General features: G+C 37.3%; 16 protein-coding genes. 9 read left to right on the top strand and 7 right to left on the bottom strand.

What is annotated here, in order from left to right; translation table 11 throughout:
- Positions 1 to 31: 31 nt before the first annotated feature.
- The 5 genes from RGQ13_RS03435 to RGQ13_RS03455 form a co-directional block, all read right to left on the bottom strand.
- Positions 32 to 1,420, bottom strand: coding sequence for a sulfatase (locus tag RGQ13_RS03435; RefSeq protein WP_348392161.1), 1,389 nt, complete (start codon positions 1,418 to 1,420; stop codon positions 32 to 34).
- 8 nt (positions 1,421 to 1,428) lie between these two features.
- The gene (locus RGQ13_RS03440; RefSeq protein WP_348392162.1) at positions 1,429 to 3,258 is read right to left on the bottom strand and encodes an alpha-L-fucosidase; all 1,830 of its coding nucleotides are present in this window, start codon (positions 3,256 to 3,258) and stop codon (positions 1,429 to 1,431) included.
- A gap of 86 nt (positions 3,259 to 3,344) precedes the next feature.
- Entirely contained in the window at positions 3,345 to 4,463 is a 1,119-nt protein-coding gene (locus RGQ13_RS03445) for an SGNH/GDSL hydrolase family protein (RefSeq protein WP_348392163.1), read from the bottom strand.
- A gap of 332 nt (positions 4,464 to 4,795) precedes the next feature.
- Complete coding sequence (locus tag RGQ13_RS03450) at positions 4,796 to 6,565, bottom strand: endo-1,4-beta-xylanase (protein WP_348392164.1); 1,770 nt, start codon at positions 6,563 to 6,565, stop codon at positions 4,796 to 4,798.
- Entirely contained in the window at positions 6,565 to 8,064 is a 1,500-nt protein-coding gene (locus RGQ13_RS03455) for a sulfatase (protein ID WP_348392165.1), read from the bottom strand. The genes RGQ13_RS03450 and RGQ13_RS03455 overlap by 1 nt, the downstream gene beginning before the upstream one ends.
- Before the next feature lie 202 nt (positions 8,065 to 8,266).
- Between RGQ13_RS03455 and RGQ13_RS03460 the strand changes: the two genes are divergently transcribed.
- The 3 genes from RGQ13_RS03460 (at position 8,267) to RGQ13_RS03470 (ending at position 13,078) form a co-directional block, all read left to right on the top strand.
- Positions 8,267 to 9,637: a DUF1800 domain-containing protein gene (locus RGQ13_RS03460; protein ID WP_348392166.1), complete on the top strand. Its 1,371-nt coding sequence runs from the start codon at positions 8,267 to 8,269 to the stop codon at positions 9,635 to 9,637.
- Positions 9,638 to 9,651: 14 nt separating this feature from the next.
- The gene (locus RGQ13_RS03465) at positions 9,652 to 10,797 is read left to right on the top strand and encodes a DUF1501 domain-containing protein (RefSeq protein WP_348392167.1); all 1,146 of its coding nucleotides are present in this window, start codon (positions 9,652 to 9,654) and stop codon (positions 10,795 to 10,797) included.
- A gap of 127 nt (positions 10,798 to 10,924) precedes the next feature.
- A complete protein-coding gene (locus tag RGQ13_RS03470; RefSeq protein WP_348392168.1) occupies positions 10,925 to 13,078 on the top strand; it encodes a multiheme c-type cytochrome in 2,154 nt (717 codons plus the stop codon).
- A 28-nt stretch (positions 13,079 to 13,106) separates the two neighbouring features.
- On the opposite strand, the gene RGQ13_RS03475 is transcribed toward RGQ13_RS03470, so the two are convergent.
- Together RGQ13_RS03475 and RGQ13_RS03480 are read right to left on the bottom strand one after the other, a co-directional pair.
- Complete coding sequence (locus tag RGQ13_RS03475; RefSeq protein WP_348392169.1) at positions 13,107 to 13,736, bottom strand: lytic transglycosylase domain-containing protein; 630 nt, start codon at positions 13,734 to 13,736, stop codon at positions 13,107 to 13,109.
- A 96-nt stretch (positions 13,737 to 13,832) separates the two neighbouring features.
- Positions 13,833 to 13,994, bottom strand: coding sequence for a DUF2496 domain-containing protein (locus RGQ13_RS03480; protein ID WP_348392170.1), 162 nt, complete (start codon positions 13,992 to 13,994; stop codon positions 13,833 to 13,835).
- A 239-nt stretch (positions 13,995 to 14,233) separates the two neighbouring features.
- On the opposite strand from RGQ13_RS03480, the gene RGQ13_RS03485 reads away from it, so the two are divergent.
- From RGQ13_RS03485 to RGQ13_RS03510, 6 genes are read left to right on the top strand one after another with little or no spacing between them, the layout of a single operon-like run.
- Positions 14,234 to 14,947 carry an ATP-dependent zinc protease family protein gene (locus RGQ13_RS03485; protein WP_348392171.1) on the top strand — a complete coding sequence of 238 codons (714 nt, stop codon included), beginning with the start codon at positions 14,234 to 14,236 and terminating at the stop codon, positions 14,945 to 14,947.
- Between the two features lie 2 nt (positions 14,948 to 14,949).
- On the top strand, positions 14,950 to 16,446 hold the full coding sequence (locus RGQ13_RS03490) for an inactive transglutaminase family protein (RefSeq protein WP_348392172.1): 1,497 nt from the start codon (positions 14,950 to 14,952) through the stop codon (positions 16,444 to 16,446).
- A 9-nt stretch (positions 16,447 to 16,455) separates the two neighbouring features.
- On the top strand, positions 16,456 to 17,406 hold the full coding sequence (locus tag RGQ13_RS03495; RefSeq protein WP_348392173.1) for an alpha-L-glutamate ligase-like protein: 951 nt from the start codon (positions 16,456 to 16,458) through the stop codon (positions 17,404 to 17,406).
- A complete protein-coding gene (locus tag RGQ13_RS03500; protein ID WP_348392174.1) occupies positions 17,381 to 19,192 on the top strand; it encodes a M3 family metallopeptidase in 1,812 nt (603 codons plus the stop codon). The genes RGQ13_RS03495 and RGQ13_RS03500 overlap by 26 nt, the downstream gene beginning before the upstream one ends.
- A complete protein-coding gene (locus RGQ13_RS03505) occupies positions 19,176 to 20,279 on the top strand; it encodes a DUF3541 domain-containing protein (RefSeq protein ID WP_348392175.1) in 1,104 nt (367 codons plus the stop codon). The genes RGQ13_RS03500 and RGQ13_RS03505 overlap by 17 nt, the downstream gene beginning before the upstream one ends.
- Complete coding sequence (locus tag RGQ13_RS03510; protein WP_348392176.1) at positions 20,279 to 21,394, top strand: DUF3541 domain-containing protein; 1,116 nt, start codon at positions 20,279 to 20,281, stop codon at positions 21,392 to 21,394. The genes RGQ13_RS03505 and RGQ13_RS03510 overlap by 1 nt, the downstream gene beginning before the upstream one ends.
- The last annotated feature ends 63 nt before the right edge of the window (positions 21,395 to 21,457 follow it).

A 21,457-nucleotide genomic window follows, 5' to 3' on the forward strand; every position in this document is an offset into this window, starting at 1 on the left:
GTTTAGCGACTGATATGGTAGAATAAATGTCTCATTTATTTGACGTCGTCTCTTTAAAGTTTGGATTAATGATTTCTTGATGAGCCGAGATATTAATTTTCCAATCTTTTAATTCTTGCTGTAGGTGAGTCGTTAATTCGGCCGCACTTGAAGAAATGTCCTGCTGTTCGAACGGGTCGTTTTCTAAATCGTATACCTCAACCTGATCAAGATCTGGATACTCTATTAGTTTATAACGCCCATTGTTTATGACATTACGCCAAGAGTTATACCATTTGCCTGTTTTTTCTTGGTAACGTTCCCATTTGGGAAAGAACCAAAATAATGATCGCGGTGGATTTACTTTTGTATTGCCTGTTAGTAATGGCATAAAGTCAACACCATCAAGTGCCTGCTGAGGCGCTTTTGCTTTAGCAAAACTAATCAATGTTGGATATATATCAATGCCCATAATCATTTCATTACTGCGCTGATTATTGGCGATTACTGTTGGGAATTTGAAAATATATGGCACTCGTAAACCACCTTCATAGATTTCGCCTTTGTAGCCCCGCAATTTTCCATTGAGCACATTACCTGGCATTTTATAGCCGCCATTATCAGAGGTGAAAACTACTAAGGTATTATCGCTGATACCAAGCTTTTCAAGGTGTTCGTTCACTCTACCAACATTATCATCTAGTGCTTTTGTCATGGCAGCAACAGACTTAGTAGTAGCATCATATTTGTTGCCCCATTTTTTATCAAAATAAGCTAAATCATCGGCTTTTGCTTGCCAAGGCTTGTGGATAAGGTAGTAAGGGATATATGCAAAAAAAGGTTTTTTGTTATTCGTTGCATTGTCAATAAACTCTAATGCTTTATCTGTCATAAAATCGCCAATATAAACATCATTTGGCAAGTTTTTATCCATGTTTATTTGAGCGCCAAAGTGAACTTTATGGCTTTCATAAGAGACATCAAAACCTTGAGTGTCAGGCAGGTAACTCTTATATTTCTCTAAATGCCATTTACCAAAATGTCCGGTTTGATATCCTGCCGCCTTTAAGGATTCAGCTAAGGTGATGTTATCTAAAGCCAAGTGAGTTGCATTAGGTGGCACTTTAAATTTTATGTAATCATCTTTACCTTTATGGCGATCAACTACTCGATAAATCTCAGTACGTGGTGCATATTGGCCACTAATTATCGCTGCTCTTGACGGTTTACAGGTTGCCGCATTGGCATAACCTCGACTAAAACTCATTCCAGCTGCGGCTAACTTATCAAGGTGTGGCGTTTCCATTATTGGGTTGCCATCAGAGCTTAATGTATGAGCACCCAGATCATCAGCTAAAATAAACACGATATTAGGCTGATTCGCCAGCACAGGTAAAGTATGAAAAATAATGAATAAAGGGAACATCACTTTAATAAACATGTCGACTCCTATAATGCCGAATAGGCAATAATTTCATTAACATTAAGTTGTTTTCCGCTGTTAAATTCAATTCTGATATCTGTCGCTTGGTAGGTCTTTTCAAAAGCAATGCCATTAGTAATTTTTAATTGTTCTGTTTGATACACCTGCTGCCATTGGCCATCAATTTTAAGCATAACTATAAAACCTAACCCCTCAGTAATTAACTTACCGTAGGATTGTGAACCGATACTGAGATAATCAATGGCTTGTTTGCCGTGCAAATTCAACTCAATCCATGGCTTTTTATCAATATGATTAGGTGACCAGCTATCGCGGATATTAATGCCTTCGGAAAAGTTCGTTGCACTACCTGATACCATAGCCGAAGCACTGAATTTTGGACTTTTATCCGAAGAAGATTTTGCGCTTGCTGTTAAGCTAACTGAGTTCTTTATGGTGGCAATTACCGGTAAGTGACTTACGTCCGCACTTACTTCTAGCTTCACCACCGTGCCGGTTGTTACCTGCTTGGCTAAGGTTAAAGTAAGCTTCTTATTTACTTGGCTAACTTCGACTTTACCTCCCGCCAGTAAAGTTGCTGAAGTTACTTTTATCGGTAAATCAGGTAATGATAGCTCGCTACCGACATCGCCATACAAATGCAGATAAATAATATTACCCTTACGAGTAGAGCCACCCCAAGGACCGTCGATATACGGTCCGCCACGAGTGCCATAAATGCTTTCGCCATTGACCTTTAGCCACTGACCCATCTCAAAAAAGCGTTGTGCATGAGTTGGGTTTATTTCACCTAGTGCCGTTGGCCCGGTATTTAATAATAAGTTACCGCCCCTGCTGGCAGTAATTGAGATAAGATCTATTGTGTCGTTAAATGCCATAGGGGGCTTATCACCCATCCATCCCCAGCCTCCGCCAATAATGGTACAGGTTTCCCATGGACGATTAATTTGAAAACGACCAATTTTTCGTTCTGGACCATCGTAATCACCAAAGCGCCACGAAGGGTTTCCCCAGCGATGATTTACTATTAAATGTGGTTGTAATTTCCGCATCATAGTTATCAACTCTGGACCATACCAAGTATCGATACCCTTACCTAAACCATCAAACCACATACCATCAATTTTGCCATATTGGGTTAATAATTCTCTGATTTGTGGAAACAAAAAATTTCGATTAAATTCATCTTTATTTTTTGCATCACGGTACAATTTTTCATACCAGTCGGGTTGAGAATAATAGAAGTGAAATTTAATACCGCGTTTATGTGCCTCTGCCACCAACTCCTTGGTGACATCTTTACCATAAGGAGTATTCATAATATTAAAGTCGGAAACTTTAGTATCCCACATCGAAAATCCAGCATGATGCTTTGCGGTAAAAACCACATACTTGGCTCCGGCACTCTCGATGATGTCCATCCATTTACGGGCATTAAAATTTTTGGGGTTGAAGGTTTTTGCTAAATCATTATATTCTAACTCGGGCACCCCTTTAGTTACCTTACCATCACTCGAGTGGTGTGGCCTGGCACCTTTTCTACCCCAACTCATACTCACCGGAACCTGTGATGAGTGATCCCAATGTATAAATACGCCAAAGCGGTCATCTTGCCATGCATTTATCATCTCTGATTGTGCTTGCATGTAAGGCAAATATTGCGGATCAACTTTCTTTAAATAGTTGATCTGATTTTTTGGGGCAGTGTAAGGAAAGCTAATGCCATCATCATGTGTCCTTTTGATTAAATGATGATCAACTGCTGACTTTGCTATATTGCTAAAGCCGGAGCACAGAAAGAAAAGGCAGGTTAGATAGTAAGTTGTCTTATTCATTTATCGCTCTATTTTTATTATTAATTTTAAATAGCGTTGCTATTTCATCTGGCATATAAATTTATTTAAGGCATATGTAGCCAGTGTTAGTTAGCTGTGTTTATTACTTTAATATGTTCGACCAATTGCTCTGCCATTAATTTATGCTTTGAAACATGCGGATGATAATGCCCGCCAATCTCACTTTTTCCTTTATAGGAAGTAAAAATAAGGGAGCTGGTGTTTTCATTATTTGCTGTAAGTTCAGGTAGCCATTGCGAAATTGAACCGCTTTTCATTGGCCCTATTGCAAATATTAAATGTGCATTTGGAAAGTCATCGCGCAGGGTGTTGATGAAGTTTTGGTAAGCAGCTAAATATAAAGTTTTATTAAGTTCACCTTTAATTTTTCCATTGGCATTATCATTGGTGCCCAAATTTATTAGGATATGTTCGGGAGAATATTCAGCAGGATTCCACTGCTCTTGTGGTTCATTAGGTAAGTAATAATTATATAATTGCGGTAATAAGCCGATATCTTCGTTGTTTATACTTCTATTTCTAGACATCCCTCTGCCAGACCAACACACAATCATGACTTCAGCCTGAAGCTTTCTTGCGGCAATTGCTGAATAGGTTTGGTAGCCATTTTGATTGGCTAAGGTGTTGCCTTCGTTATTTTTTTTTGCTTCATTACCATAACCACAGGTTATCGAATCACCAATGGCCAGTACTTGGCTTTTAAACGTTGGGGCAGGGTGTAATGCATGAGTTGGTTCTATCTCTAAATTCGTTAATTGCACCGTACTTTTGGCCGCTTCATTGCGCTTTAAAATGCTGATGGTGTGTTCACCGTTCGGTAAATTACTGGCGATCAAATATTTGTGTTCACCATTTTTTAAAATTAACGCATGTTCAGTACCATTGATAACAATGTTCAGCGCTGCTTTGTTTTTTTCTTTTATATAAAAACTTGCCCAAACATTACCACCAGACAGGTTAAATGCAAGGCCTGAACCAGTTAAAGAAAACTGCTTACCTTTGGTTACACGGCCGATATATTTTATCTGAGCATCGACTAAGTTTATTGATTGAGTTGTATTGGAGTTAGCCGTAATCGGTTGAATTGGAGAGTTAGCTAGAACATGATTATTAACACTTAAGATGCCAATGCACAGTAGCGCAAATGAATGTAATATAGCTTTGCGATTTACAGTTTTTATCATAATCATTTCTTTAAGTTTGCTCAACAGGATAGAGATAACAGAATTTATACCGACCATGGCAATCCTAAGTTAATTCATCCTTGAATTAACAGAATTTAAACCATCCCTGGCAATTCTAAGTTAATTCATCCTTGAATTAACAGAATTTAAACCATCCCTGGCAATTCTAAGTTAATTCATCCTTGAATTAACAGAATTTAAGCCATCCCTGGCAATCCTAAGTTAATTCATCCTTGAATTAACAGAATTTAAGCCATCCCTGGCAATCCTAAGTTAATTCATCCTTGAATTAAAACGAAGTGTAGTTCTACACTTCGTTTTTATCTTTCAGGTTAATTTACTTTTATATTTACTACGTTCGAATTGGTAAGCTCAACAACTTGATTGATGGTTTTACCATTGGCCAGTTGAATTTTTAAATTGTATTTACCTTTAAAACCATTGAATGATACTTGACCCTGTTTATTAGTGCTTAATGCTACCTTTGTATGCCAAGTTTCATGGATAAGTTTGTCATAAACTTGACCACTTAAATTTAACTCGCCGTTTTCATCATATAAATCGCTTAAGTTCCAATGGATGAAGCCATCAGTATTGGGGTGGGCGAAAAACATGGTGATAAAATCTTTGGTAAATTGTGCTTTTAACTCTTCGTCGATTTCAAAAAAATCAAATTCAGTCAGCACAATTGGTAAATCAAATTCAGCAAAACGATCTAAACGCTGCTTTATTTCACTAATGGGCATAGGCCCTTGAAAATGACCCTGAACACATACTCTATCAATTGCATTGTTATCATTAAAATACTTCAGCCAATCGTAGTATGCATCTTGGTGCCAAGTGTCATAACGAGAAATTATCGCATAATCATTGGCACAAAGGCTGGCGTTAGGACTTGTTTGCTTTGCCGCTTTGAACCATTCCAACGTTGCTTCTTTACCTAAAATATCAACGAAATTTTTCTCCGGAGCAGGTTCATTAATTACATCCCACTCGGTAATTTGTTCAGGATATAGTGCGGCAAACTCTTTTATGTGTTTTAGCAATTCTTGTTGAAATTCTTCAGGGTGTTGTTTGTAATAGTCTTGCTTCTTTTCAATATCTTTATGAGCACTGCGGAAACGGCCCCAAATTAACGCATGACCACGAACTTTTATATCGCGATCCTTTAACCAGGCCATAGCTTTTTCAACACGGTCAGTATTAAAGTGACGCCATTTTAATGAGTTATTAATGGTAACCATATTACACATTTTCTCAGTTTGGGCTAAGCGTTGCTGTTTTTCTTCGGCAGGAATTTTATTGTCACTAAACAATTGTGCAGCATTAAGTCCACAGCCAAAGTTATAATCATGACTAGTTAGCTCAATGTCTAAAGATGCATTTAATATAGGCTGATTTTTATCATCAAGCAGATTTACAGAAAAGTCAGACTTTCTATGTTTTTCAATTTGTTGCTTTGCTTCATCACGCCACTGGGCATCATTTTCAGAACCAAAATATTTCATTTTGGTCATTGGTAATTGCGCAACATCAACTTTATCTTGGTAATTAACTAACTCTAACTCTGCTATTTGAATATGCTGCTTTGGTAAACCACCAAGTAAAAATGCTAACTGCATATTTGGGGTGCTTGGACCGCGATAAACATTTTGAGGAATATAAAATGTTTGCCATTCTTGGCTAAGCATTAAGCGTTTAATAACTACTGGTTTTCCACGACGAGTGTATTTGAAAAACAAATCCATTTGACCAACGCTACCATCGGCAATACTTGAACTTACTGAGCGAGCTACAACTTTAAATAGTATATTATCTCCAATTTCAACCTTGGCATTTTCAAACTTAAAAGGAACTTGCACACCCCATATTTTAGGCGACTGTTTATTCACTTTAATATCAAGTACATCTGTATATTGGCTATCTTTTATTGTCGTCTTTTTAATTTCAGAAAACTCATTAATTTTCTTTAATTTAGTAAGCGCGGGCTGGTATGAAACTATGCTTCCACCTTCAGGTACTTGCTGTTTAGCATTAACTGTCGAAGTGAACAGTAGCGGTGCTATTAATGCGATTGATATTATTTTTATAGATTTTAACATTAGCTAGATTTAACCTTTATTTCTTTTTTTAGATCCCATTTCATTTTCTTACCTGGCTTTCTGTATTGTGCGTTCGCATCTTTTAACCAAGCATTTAATAGTTTTTTCAACTCTTTCACTTTCTCAGGTTGTTGTTTCGCTAAGTTAGTGGTTTCACCTTTGTCTTCTTCTAAATTAAATAACTCGACAAAGCCATCATTGTACCAATCAATTAACTTCCATTTGCCATCAATAATAGCTGAACTTATTCTATCGCCAGTAGAGTTAGGACGAGATATCGGAGAGTGCCAAAACATCGGTGCTCTGGTATAGGTTTCGCCTTTGGAAGCTTTTAAATAACTGACTCCATCAAGATGATCGCTTGGACTCGAATTTAACCCTGCCATTTCAAGTATTGCAGGGTAATGGTCGGTACCAGTTACCTGGACATCAGATGTTGAACCGGCTTTTATCGCTGCTGGCCATTTTACAATGTGAGGAACCCTTATGCCGCCATCATATAACCAGCCTTTTCCGTGCTTATATGGTAAGTTCGATGTGGCCAGTTCCCTATTTTTAGGGCCCCTAGAAGACAGACCGCCATGATCCGAAGTGAAGATAATAATAGTATTGTCGTTAATACCTAATTGCTTTAACTTTGCATTAAGTTGGCCAACACTATCATCAACTGCTTTAACCATTGCAGCATATGTTGGATGATTTTGAATTGTCTTATATTTTGAAATGCCTGTGCCATCACTTTTTATATCGTATTGTTTGCCACCCTTTACTGATTCTATTCCCATACTATTGAGTTTATTGGTAAAGTATTTGGTGTCGTCAGTTAAAGACTGAATAGGCGTATGTACAGCATAGTGTGATAATACCAATAGGAATGGGGCTTTTTTATTTCGTTCAATAAAACCTAAAGCTTCTTTAGTCATTCTATGGGTTAAATATTCCCCTTTTTCACCTTTTGCTTTACCAAAGGTTTCCTTACCTTTTTTTGATTTTGCTCCCCAAGGGAAAAAGTAACTGTCGGGTGCACCCGCAGATCCTGCAAGAATGCTTTCATCAAAGCCTTGCTGTTTTGGCCAACCACTACCTTCTTTACCTAAGTGCCACTTTCCGATAAATCCGGTGTTATAGCCGGCTTTCTGTAGATGCTCAGCAAAAGTCACCTTTTCTACAGGTAAGGAGTTTTTTTTATTATGTACTAAGCTGCTGCCGGTTCTTGTTGGGGACTGGCCACTCATAAAACCAATTCTAGATGGTACACAACGGGGATGTGCAACGTAAGTGTTATTAAAAGTGACGCCCTCAGTAGCAAGTTGATCTAAGTTCGGTGTTTCATGAAATTTACTACCGTATAATGCAACATCTTGTCGGCCCATATCATCAGCGATGATAAAAACAATATTAGGGGAGGATGGTGTATTATTTTTGTCCGCTTCTGCTTGAGTATTCATACCAATGAGCGCAATAGATGCGATGATGAGCTTTAATAATTTATTATTCATGTAAACAGCCGTAAATATTATTTGAGTTTAAACTATCAGTATCTGACAACGTTATCAATAGGTTGTTTCAAATTTACATTAAATTTACTTTTTTAGTTCGAAAGTTAAAAATATCAGTGTAAAGATATGTAAAACCAATGGTGAATGATAATTTTATTGTTAATGTTATGTTGAATAAATACATTTAACAGTGGTTATTATTATGAGTACTACAAATAGCAAAGCAACTATTGCAGCAAATCGATTTGGCCTAGGTGCTAAACCCGGTGAGTTAGAGCTAGCCAAACAAAACCCTAAAAAATGGTTAGCTGCGCAATTAACTCCTGTAGTGTTTGATCAAAACTTGCCTTCATCCAATGACGTATTTTTGCAGCTCAGTAAATATCAAGCGATCAAAAGACAAAACAAAAAAAATAAAGTCAGTGAAGAACAAGATAAAAAAGACAATAAAGTCAGACAAAAATTTATCCAAACAACCTACCGGAAACTTGCTAGTGATACTTTTGTGCAAAGTATTAACAGTGATAATAGTTTAGCTTGGCGGTTACTCGACTTTTTCTCAAATCATTTCAGTGTCTCGGCAAACGGAAATGTAATGACCGCTATTGCTGCCACTCTTGAAAGGGAGGCTATTGCAGCCAACTTATTTAATAACTTTGAAGATATGTTGCTAGCCGTGAGTAAACATCCTGCAATGCTGACTTACTTAAATAATGAACGTTCATTTGGTCCAAACTCTAAATTAGCGACAAAATCTAAAAAAGCGAAGAAAGGCGTTGGCCTTAATGAGAACTTAGCTCGCGAAATATTAGAGTTACACACTTTAGGTGTGAAGGGGGGCTATAGTCAGGCTGATGTTATTGAACTTGCTAAAGGCATAACAGGCTGGAGTGTAGCCAATTCGCATAAAGAAGATGCAACCGGCTTTATATACAGGGCGTGGGGTAAAGAACCTGGAAATAGAGTGTTATTGGGTAAAACTTACAAGCAAAAGGGAATTAAGCAAGGTGAGGCAATGTTAAAGGGTTTGGCCAACCATCCTAACACCGCAAAATTTATTTGCCATAAACTGGTAAAGCATTTCATTAGTGACAACCCTGACTCACAGTTGGTAGATATTTTAGTTAAACGCTGGCAAGAAACTGGCGGTAATATAAAAGAAGTAATGCTAGCGTTAATTAACTCTGAACAGGCATGGCATGTTGAGCAAGAAAAGTTCAAAACGCCACGAGAGTTTTTACAATCTACCTATCGAGCACTGCCGCAAAATACTATCAAATTTAAACAATTGTTTTTTACATTAAATACATTTGGTCAACAACCTTTTCAAGCCGGTTCACCAGCAGGTTTTAGCGATGAGCAACAAGATTGGGATGGCGGTAATGCGTTAATGTCGAAAATTGATTGGACAACCTTATATGCAAGTAGGATAAGATCAAATGCAGAAAATATTATGAATAATACTTTAGCATTAGCTTCATCACACAATACCTACAAGGCAGTTGTTAGAGCCGAAAGTAGAAAACAAGCATTAGTAATGTTGCTAATGAGTCCTGAATTTTTACGTAGATAATGGGGAGTATAATTATGAAAAGACGTCAATTTATTAAAACCCTTGGAGCTTCTGCGTCATTAGTTTTATTGCAAACACCAGCGTTAGCCGCTGTAAATAAATTAGTTTCTAAGCCGAAGAAAATTGTATGGGTTGTACTGCGAGGAGCAATGGATTCTTTGCATACAATAGTCCCTATTACTGATAAAAATTATCATGTCTTAAGACCTAAGTTAGCGCCTTCAATAGCCAACGATTTATTACCTTTATCAACTGATTTTGCTTTTCACCCAGCACTAAAACACATGCATGGTTTATACAAAAGTAAGCAATTATTACCTATTGTTGCCGTTGGCTCTGGTTATCCAAGACGTTCTCATTTTGATGGACAGGATTATTTAGAAAGTGGCTTGTCGTCATTGGATCATGATACTGGTTGGCTAGGTCGAGCTTTAAATGAGATGACAGCAAATACGAAAGCATTAGCTGTCGCTAATTCTGTTCCTATTAGTATGCGTAGCAGCAGTAAAGTAAGTACTTGGTATCCTTCTCGTTTAAAAGATGCAGATGAAAATATCTATGAAGCTTTAATGAACTTATATCAAAATGATGAAATGCTATCGTCGCGTTTGCAAGAGGGCTTGAATACTCAAGAAATGGCAGGCAATACTTCGACCAAAAAGAAAGGTAAGTTTGTTGATTTAGCTAAATCTTGCGGAAAACTTCTGGCAAATAATGATGGTGTTGATTGCGCTATGTTAGAAGTTGGTGGTTGGGATACTCATAATAACCAGACGGTTAGGTTAAATCGACAACTTGAAGGACTTGATCAAGGGATTGCTGCACTACAAGCAGAATTGGGTGAATATTGGCAAGACACCGTTGTAATTGTTGCAACTGAGTTTGGCCGAACTGCCAAAGAAAACGGTACTGGCGGTACTGATCATGGCACCGGTAGTGCCATGTTTATTGCTGGTGGTGCAGTGCAAGGTGGTAAAGTGTTAGGAGATTGGCCTGGTTTGGCAAAAGAACAACTCTTTAATAACAGAGATTTAATGCCAACAACCAGTACATTTTCATGGATTGGCGCCGTGTTACAACAACATTGGCAGCTAGATTCAAAAACAATTGCCAATGTTTTTCCGGATAATCCGGCATACACCACACAACTAATAAGTTAGCATCAGATTATTTGAACTCAGATCAATTAGAGCATGATTTTATCATGCTCTAATTTCTTTCATTATTTTAACAAACGGTATAATCTTTACGTCAGTTAGCATAACAAAAATAAAATATAGGCTTTTTGTGCATTTTTCAAACTCATTTTTTCAACTTTTCTTTTTCATTCTAACTCTAGCAAGTATTTGGCTTTCGCCGACTTTATCTGCAAACGAGAACAATAATGCTTGTATTAGCTGTCATCAAGATCAAACAACCCAATGGCAAAAATCTGATCATGCAAAGTCTATGGCTATTGCTGATAAGAGCAGTGTGGTTGGAAATTTTGATAAGCAAACGGCAGAGCATTATGGACAAAAAGCTTACTTTTATCATCAACAAGGTAAGTATTTTGTCGATATTTCTTATGATGAAAAAACTGAAACTCTACCAATAACTTATACCTTTGGCCATTACCCTCTGCAGCAGTATCTAGTAGAAACCGAAAAAGGTCGATTTCAAGTTTTACCATTTGCATGGGACGCTCGCTCAACTGAAGAAGGCGGACAACGTTGGTACCATAATTATCAAAATGAAGAAATTAAGCCAGCAGACAGACTTCATTGGCGTCAACCACTACAAAATTGGAATGGCATGTGCGCCGACTGTCATTCAGATGGTTTGAAACGAAACTATGACAGCAATAACAACCAATTTGATTCAAGCTTTACTGGTATCAATGTTGGTTGTGTGTCATGTCATGCAAACATGCAAGGCCATGAAGACAAAAAGCAATCTAGTGAAATTAAACAAGGTGGTTGGCAACGAACCTCTGGTGAAAGTACCGCTCATTGGGTAGGTGATAAACGTGATAATAGCTTTATGGACCAGTGTTTTTCGTGTCATGCGTTACGCGCACCACTAACGGATGGTATCGACCCGAGTAAAAAATTCTTAGATCAATTTGCACCACAATTTATCCAAGCTCCTAACTATCATGTTGATGGTCAAATTAAAGAAGAAGTGTATGTTTATGGCTCATTTTTACAAAGTAAGATGTATGCCAATGGCGTAAACTGTATTGATTGTCATGATCAGCACACAATGAAAATTAAAATTCCAGATAATGGTTTATGTTTGCAATGTCATGCCAGTGAAGTATTTGACAAACCTGAGCATCATCACCATGAAAAAGGCAGCGAAGGGGCACAGTGTGTAAGTTGTCATATGCCTGAAAATACTTATATGGGCGTTGATGATAGACGTGATCATAGCTTTAAAATCCCTCGTCCAGATTTATCAGAAAAATTCGCTAGTCCAAATGCTTGTACAACATGTCATGAGCAGCAAGATAATAAATGGGCGGTAAGCTTGTTAAAATCTTGGAAAGTTAAACCAAGGGTTGATAGTGAAACTAGACAAAATTTTTGGCGTTTACAGCATGGTCAAAGTATTACTTTAGAGCAACATCTAGCGATAGTTAACGATGACGCAATTGATATTATCTCAAGAGCAACAGCATTACAGATGTTGGCATTTAGTACTGAACCGCTAAGTCATCAACTGTTAAAACCATTCGTTAACAATGATGAAAACTTACTTCGCCTTGCAGCCGCAGGCACAGCTTCAATAATAAACGCTGGTTTTAGAGCCGAGTTATTAAGCCCATTACTTATTGATGATTTAGCCGCTATTCGTGTTGCAGCTGCTCGCTCGTTATTGGATGTGTATATTCCAGACAGTGACAAGGCAAGTTTTAAAAGTGCCTTAAATGAGCTTATCTTTGCCAATAGGCAAAGTGGTTGGCGTGGTGAAGGGCGGTTAAACCAAGGTATGGTTGATATGGCTAAAGAAGATATGCAGGCTGCTGAAAAATCTTATTTGAAAGCCATTTCTGTTGATCCTTACTTTGATTCTGCCTATTCAAATTTGGCCGAATTGTATCGTACTCAAGGTAAAACTAATCAAGTAGTTGCGGTATATAACAAAGCGTTAAAAAATATCCCTATTTCAGCGATATTGCATTATGGCTACGGACTGCATTTTGTTCGCCAACAGCAACTCAACAAAGCGATTCCTTTATTTAAAAAATCAATGGCATTATCTCCACAAGATCAACAATATGCCTATATTTATGCCCTTGCTATTGATGGTAGTGGAGATACTAATAGAGCTATTGGATTATTAAAAGAAATGGTAAACGTATATGCGCAAAATCAGCAGTTGGTAGAATTAGGTTTGTCATTGTCACAAAAAGCAAATAGCAGATCTGACTTTGATTATTTTATGAAATTAAGGTAAGAGGCATTTAGGTAAAAGCTATAAAGTATTAACCTGTTTGTCGATACCTTGAGTGAAGTATTTTTACTCGGTCGACATAGACTAATGTTTCCCCATATGGTGGTACGCCACCATATTTTTTCACCGCACCTTCACCGGCATTATAAGCTGCGGCGACTAATTTTATGTTGCCTCGATATTTTTTTAATAGCTTGGCTAAATGTTTAACTCCGCCTTGAATATTATCTTCAGCATTTAAAGAGTTTTTCACGCCCAGTTCTTTTGCTGTTGCAGGCATTAACTGCATTAAACCCTGAGCTCCTACCTTAGATATCGCGTTTTCTTTAAAGTGAGATTCGGCATGAATAATTGCTCGGATTAATGCGGGGTCGACATTATGTAAAAACGCATTTTTGAGAATTAAATCGCTATAGGCACTAGTATTTAATGGTGTTTTATACCAGTTAACCATAGATCCAACATTACAGGCGAAACAGCCTACTTGGACTATTTTATAATTTACATTTTGTGGTTCTATATCTGAAAAAGAAGGAATACCTCGCTTTGATTTATATTTATAAACCAACGGGGTTTCAGCTAAGCTTTTTGGGATCAATAAAACGCCACTTAACGCGAGTACTGCTAGCCAGACCTGAATTTTTGATGAGTTAAATCGCAATTTATTATTCTTTTTAATTTTTTATTTTGTTGATATTCGTTTAAATTTTCAATATTGAGCTTTTAATTATAGCTTGATATTGAACTATTGTGAAAACTAAGAGGTAGAAGTACTTGTGTTATTAGTCTTACTTTCAAAATCTTGAGTTACGATAGACAAGGCTTTTAGCACTGTTTCATTATCCAATTCATGTTCTTCTAGTATCTGAATAATATCGACCGCCAATTGAATATATGCCGGAGCATTTTTAAGTGTCATGTTATTTCTCTTATTATAACTAATTGTTTTGTATTAAAAATACACAAAATATACTAGCGGCTTTAGTTGTGTTTTTTTCTATTAATTACTCTCCCCCCTTACTTTTAAAAGGAATCGAGTTAATTTGTCAATTGAGTGTAAAGCTTTCGTACAACTTATTACAGTTAATAAAATAACATTTTGCTCAATATGTCTTAAAATTAAAGGACCAATTTCAATTATTTTCAAAAGTTATCAATATGTTCAAAAACATAATGTTAGCAATTTCAATTATTGCTCTCTCCGGTTGTGTAGCAACAGAAAACTCAACTGCTACTTCCAATGCTCAATTAGAACAAGTAAATAGTAGTATCACTAACCTTGAACAATCTCTCTCAAAACAAATTGTTGAGAGTTGTAATCAGGATAATCAGCAACTTATTGCAGAATTGAAAGCTGCGATTAATACCAACGAAAATGGTAATTCATTACCTGCAGATAAAGAGGTGGTATATGTGGAGCGATGCTCAGTTAAAAACAAGCAAGCGAACCCGTCAGGCATGATATTGATAGGGGAAGTTGAAAATATATTTTTAGTCAAAGAAAAAACAACTTTTGCCGCAAGAATAGATACTGGTGCCGACACCTCTTCTTTAGGTGTTTACAATATTACTAAATTTGAACGTGATGGAAAAAAATGGGTGAAGTTTTCTTTGCAAGGTGACAAAGACTCTAAAATATTTGAATACGCAATTTATGACACCGTTAAAATTAAGCAGCAAAGTAATATGAAAGCTGAAGAACGCATAGAGATAAAGCTTGCGATTAAAGTAGGCAAAAAAGAATATCGCGGCCAAATATTTAATCTTGCCGATCGAAGTCATTTAGAGTTTCAAGTCTTAATTGGCCGCAATTTTTTAAAAGATATTGCCTTGGTTGATGTCAGTAAAAAACATTTACTAGGTGGAGAATAATTTTGACCTCTAGAACACCTTTTTTAATAATTGTTTTTGCCCTTATCGTTGCCGGAATTAGTAGTATTTATTATCGCCATGTTGAAATGGGGGTGCCATTAACTGCTGGCGAACAAATAGATATTTGGCAAATTGAAGCCGAAATAGAATTCACCGGAAAAAATGAACCTGTAAATGCCAAACTAACCTTGCCCAAAGATCCTAAATTCGAACTTGTCGATGAATTTACCGCTTCGCCAGCCTATGGCGTGCATGTTTTTAGAGAAGAAGATAAGTCAGAAGTTGTGTGGAGTAAACGACAAGTTCAAGGTAAACAAACTTTGTACTATCAAGCCTCGTACAAACACACGTTAAACCCAGAGAAAGAACTTGCCCCTATTGAGGATGTTGTTGCAGAAACATGGTCTGAGCCTTATCAGAGTTCAGCACAAACCTTATTAAATAATGCAATGGAAAAATCCGGTAACCAACAGTTTCTGGTGTTACAAATTTTAAATGTAATAAAATCTGATGATCAAAATGTCGCTCTGCTGTTATCAAGGTATTCAAAAACTGAAATTTTTGTTCAGCTTATGCAAATGGCAAAGATACCGGCGATGATGGTACGGGGTTTAGTGCTTGAAGATAGCCGTCGTAATCAGCAATTAATCCCATTATTAAAAGTGTATATCAATAACGATTGGCAAATGTTTGATGTAGAAAATGGTGAATTAGGCAATGAATTGCCTATTTTAGTGTGGCAACAGGATTCGCCATCATTACTCGATGTGGTTGGCGGTAGAAATTCTAAGATTGTCTTTTCAATCAGCCACAGTACACAAAGCGCATTACAAGAAGCAAACAGCTCTGCCACTGAAGGTGACTTTTTCGACTTTGGCTTATATCACTTACCAATTGATGAACAAAACCTATTTAAGGGCATTCTGTTATTACCAATAGGTGCTTTAGTGGTGGTGTTTTTACGAGTGCTTATCGGCCTAAAATGCAGTGGTACTTTTATGCCTATATTAATTGCTACCTCGTTTATTCAAACTGAATTAGTCAATGGTGTGGTTGGCTTCTTATTAATTGTTTCTATCGGTCTTATAATTCGATCTTATCTGTCGCACTTGAATTTGCTGCTGGTGTCACGGATCTCGGCCGTGGTCATAGTTGTTATTGGCATTATCGTATTATTTACTGTTATCGCTTTTAGAATGGGCTTAACCGAAGCGTTAACCATTACATTTTTCCCAATGATTATTATGGCTTGGACTATAGAGCGGATGTCTATTTTATGGGAAGAAGAAGGCGGTAAAGAAGTACTTATCCAAGGCGGTGGTAGCTTAATTGTTGCTGTTATCGCGTATTTAATGATGGATAACTATTTAATTCGTCATTGGGCATTTAACTTCTTAGGCGTACATGCCTTGATTATGGCAGCCATTTTGTTAATGGGCCAATATACTGGTTACCGCTTATTAGAGCTTCGTCGATTTAAACCATTAGCAGAAGATTAAGGGGGTAACATGTTTGATTTTGTTAGCCCATTTAAGTTACGTGAACGCGGTATTATGGGAATGAACCAACGCAATTTTTCCTATATTGGTCGCTATAACGATAGAGCGTTATATCCTAATGTTGACGACAAATTAAAAACCAAAAAATTGGCTATTGAAAGCGGCATTTCGGTGCCTGATTTACTCGGTGTGGTTCACTTTCAATATGAAGTAAATAGGGTATTTGATATTCTCAAAGATCATGACGGATTTTGCATAAAGCCAGCGAAAGGAAGTGGTGGTAAAGGCATTCTAGTTATATTAAAAACCGATGAAAATGGCTATATGAAAGCCAGCGGTGAATATGTGCCTAGAGAAGAGGTTGTTCGCCATATCACTAATATCCTTGCCGGTCTTTTCAGCTTAGGCGGAGCAGCCGATGTGGCTGTAATTGAAGCACTAATTCAATTTGATCCAACCTTTAAAGGTTTAAGTCATGAAGGTGTGCCAGACATTCGTATTATTATTTTTCAAGGCTATCCGATGATGGCGATGCTGCGTTTAGCAACTCACGCAAGTGACGGCAAAGCGAACCTGCATCAAGGCGCTGTTGGTGTGGGTATAGACATTGCCACTGGAAAAGCTAAACGAGCGGTGCAATTTGATCGGCCAATTACTCATCATCCGGATACTGATAAAAGTTTTGCTGATGTTGCTATTGGCAACTGGGACCGCATGCTTACCCTTGCGGCAGGATGTTATGAGATGTCAGGTCTGAAATATTTAGGTGCAGATATAGTTCTGGATAAAGAAAAGGGCCCATTAGTACTAGAACTTAACGCTCGACCGGGATTAGCTATTCAAATAGCCAATGGCATGGGGATGTTGCCAAGACTGAAGCATATAGAGTCTATGGATCACCGCCGCACGGCAAGTATTGAGGATAGAGTGAATTATGCAAAAACTCATTTTAACGATTAGCCTGCTTTTTTCGATTTTAACGACAGTAAGCTTCGCTTCTAGCGTGAAACCAAGCGCTGCTTTTGGCGCTGATATTCAGCAGCGTTGTGTACAAATGACTACAAGCTTAACTATGCCAAAAGGATTTACTGAACAGGCCGATTTTTATGGCAATATTCAACAGTTGGAAAGTGTGTTAATTCCGGCTAATAATTTGTTGTTTGAAAGCTACCTATACGCCAATGTTTCCCCTGATAAATCGATCATAACTACAGCTGAGCAGTGCCAGTTAACTACGAGTGCCAACATAGATAACTTTATCGGTTCAGCTCAAGTCAGTGCATTATTAAAGAAAACAAATTCACTTGCGAAATCTGCATTAGAAAAACGAGTACAAGATAAGTACCAACGCTTAAATCAACAGCTCTCAAATAAGTATTACGCTAAGCTAAAAGCCGACGGCAAAGCAATTGCTGCTGAATTTCGCAAAGGCGTTAGTGTAAAGGTTACCGACACCTTTGTATTACCAGGTGAATGCGCCGAGGGCCTAGATAAAAAATATCAAAAACGTTATTTAAAAGATGGTCAAATGGTTGCTGAATTGAAGGGCAGTCATTATGCAACATTTGTTAAAAGGTTACCTGAAGAAGCATGTCGCAAACTTGCATACAGTCAGTATCAAGGTCGACATGAAAAAACTAATAAAGACAATTTGTTAGCGTTATTATCCGCACGTAATAATAGTGCTAAGAGCTTAGGTTACAGCAATTTTGCCGAGTTATCTTTTCAAGATACCATGATAGATAATATTTCTGATGTTGATGCGTTTTTATCAAATATTGCTAAAGCTCAACCTGCAACCTATGCACCTTGGGATTACCGCTATATCCCTTATGCAAAAACAACTGATAAAAAAAGTTCTCCTACATTAACTCCTGTTGAGGCTCATCAAGGATTATTTACATTATTAGAATCTGAATTTGGCTTAACCGTAGTTAAATTAGATGAAGCAGCATGGCACAGCAGTGTTGCTGTTTATATGTTAAAAGAAGGCAGTGAGAACATTGGTAAGTTTTATTTAGACTTGTATCCTCGTGCTAATAAATATACAAAGAATCGTCATCGAGCAATTAAACGTGGGGTTACAGGTGTACAAGCACCTAGTAGCGCACTTATCTTGAACTTACCAAAGAAAGAGTGGAAACAAACTCATGTTAAGTCATTTTTCCATGAGTTTGGCCATCTAATTCATAACTTAGTAGCGACGCAAAAATACCATATTGTTGCCGGAATAAGCATTGAAAGTGACTTAGGTGAAATGCCAGCAAAATGGTTTGAGTGGTTAAGCTTCGATCCTAAAATGCAACAACGCATGTTTGGCAAGGTTGTGCTTGCTGGTGAAGCGCCTGATTCTGGTACTACCTTTAATTTACGACTTTATCGTGCAGGAATGGCATTAGCGTATTTTTCTCAAGATGTAACCAGCAAAAATATAGAACAGATTAATGCTGAACTGGCATTAAAATATCTCGGACATCCTTATGCTAAAGGCTCATCAAGCCAGTACAGCTTTAGTCACTTAGGCACTTATGGACCAAGATATTATAGCTATATTTGGTCAGAGGTTGTCGCTCGTCGTTTACTCGAAGATTATTTTGCTGGACGCTTTAGTGGACGTGATTATTTAACTTCTTTATTTGAGCAGGGCGGTAGTATTGCCATGACTGAAATGTTTGCCAAACTGTATAAAAAGCCGCTTACCTTACAAGATATTATTAAATGGGTGTCGTATGAAAAAACTCTTTAACGCACTAATCACTTCGCTGTTCCTGTTCACCTCGGTATGTAGCGCTGATAGCAGTGAGGAGGTTACAAAATTGAGTTACCAAGACGTATCTCAGCGCATACAAACGACCTTTGAAAGTAATTTATACCAATTACCACCAAGGACTCAGGGCCATTATGGAATTCGCTTGTATAGAATGACAGGTGATAAAAAATACCTACCAACGGCATTGTATGATTACTATGTGGTGAGTGACAGAATGCATACCATAGTGCCGTACTTAAATGATGATGGGTACATTGAAAAAAGCTCGAAACGATTAACCGATGCAATGAGTAAAGGTACGCGAGGTAAGGCGCGTAGAAAAGCGTTAAAGAAATTTCCTGAATTTATATTTTATGCAGATGAATTACTTCGCTATAGTTCACGGCTAGATGCCTTTGGTGTTGAATTACCCGATACAGTTTTGAATACTCTTAAAGAATATGATTTTTTACCTGGGCTAACCGACAAAACTATGATCAGAGCTTGGGCGGCACAGTTGGCAAATTATGTGTATTGGTTAAAGCAGTTAGGCATTGCTGATTATTCGAAACAATATAAAAAGGCTTTTCTAGAGGCTTATCCTGACAGTGAAGATGGTCAGTTAAGTAAATGGCATTTTAGAAACAAGCTGTATGGCCTAACGCACTTCATTTTTGCTGCATCGGGTTACTACCAACATTATGTATCAACCGATGAATTTGGCTGGATATTAAATTACTTTGAAGCGAATCAAGCGCGTGTTTTAAAGGATGCAACTGATGATATAACCGCAGAAGTTGGTATTAGTTATTTACTGATGGAGAAAAAGGATCATCCACTAGTAACAGAAACTAAAGATAGATTAGTTCAAGCGTTTAATGCGGACGCTGGTATGGTGCCATCGGTTTCTGGGAAAATAGATTTAGCGTCTGGTGAACACCGAAACGTGCTGACATTTATGTTATTTACCTGGCCTGAAAAGATGACAGAAGGACCTTATTTCCATGAGATACATTCGGTAAAAAAATACTTACCTACCAATGAATTTGAAGATTATGAAGATGAAACCGATGGTGATCATTAATGAAAAATTTTAAAGTTATTTTATCTAAGCCAATACTTGTCGCTGGATTTGTTCTTTCTAGTTGTTTTTTGCTGCCATTGACAGCCTCTGCAGCTGAAGAAAAACAAGCGATACCAAGTTTAACCGAACAATATTTAGCAACCGCTAATCGTATACGTACCAATTATGATAATAATTTTGTAAAACTCAGCGGTAATGCGCAAAATCATTATGCAGTGCGCATGTACCGATTAACCGGCGAAAAATATTATGCTCAGCAATCTGGCTCTGAAGTATATCAAATTACCGATAGACTAAATTTTTATCTACAGAACCTAGATTCAGAAGGCTGGCGTGATGGCCAAGCGCAAGCAATGATCGATGCTTTACCAAATACCCGTCGTGGTAAATTAAGACAAAAGGCATTAAAGGACACAGGGGATAGACGCTTTGCTTTATATCTTGTTTATCAAATGGCAAAGTTGGATGAATATGGTATTAAGCATCCCGGCCATGAAAAGTTTGTCGCTTATTTAAAACAGGCTGACTTGCATGATTTATTAATGTCAGCAGATTTTATTCATGCCTATGCGGCGCAGGTTGCTAACTATGTATATTGGTTAAAATATACAGATGTTGTAGATTGGACTGCCGATTTAAAGCCAGCATTTGAACAAGCCTATCCAGATAAAAAGGATGACGAGTTAAGTAAAAACGAATTTAATAATAAACTTTATGGTTTAACTCATATTGTTTTAGCTGATAGTAACTATTATCAACAATCGGTGAGCTTAGATGAACATTCATGGATTCTAGATTATTTTAAATTACGACAAGATAGAATTGTTGAAAAAAGTAAGGAAGATATCCAAGCTGAAATTGGATTATGTTTTGTACTTGCAGGAGTTAATGAACATCCAACCTTGAATGCAATGAAGCAGGTTATCAATGATGCAGTACACCCAGATAAGAACATGGTGCTATCAATTAGTGGTAGTGATAATTTAAGTTCAGGTGAGCATCGAAATGTATTAGCATATGCATTGCTTAATTGGCCTGAAAAACTACATCAAGGCCCTTATTTAATGAAAGATAAAAAAATGAAAGCCAATCTGCCATTAGTGTATCAACAATAATTTATTAGGTAGTTAGGTAGTTAGGTAGTTAGGTAGTTAGGTAATTAGGAAATTAGGTTGTTA

Origin of the sequence: Thalassotalea psychrophila (assembly GCF_031583595.1) — a bacterium.
Lineage (GTDB): Bacteria > Pseudomonadota > Gammaproteobacteria > Enterobacterales > Alteromonadaceae > Thalassotalea_A > Thalassotalea_A psychrophila.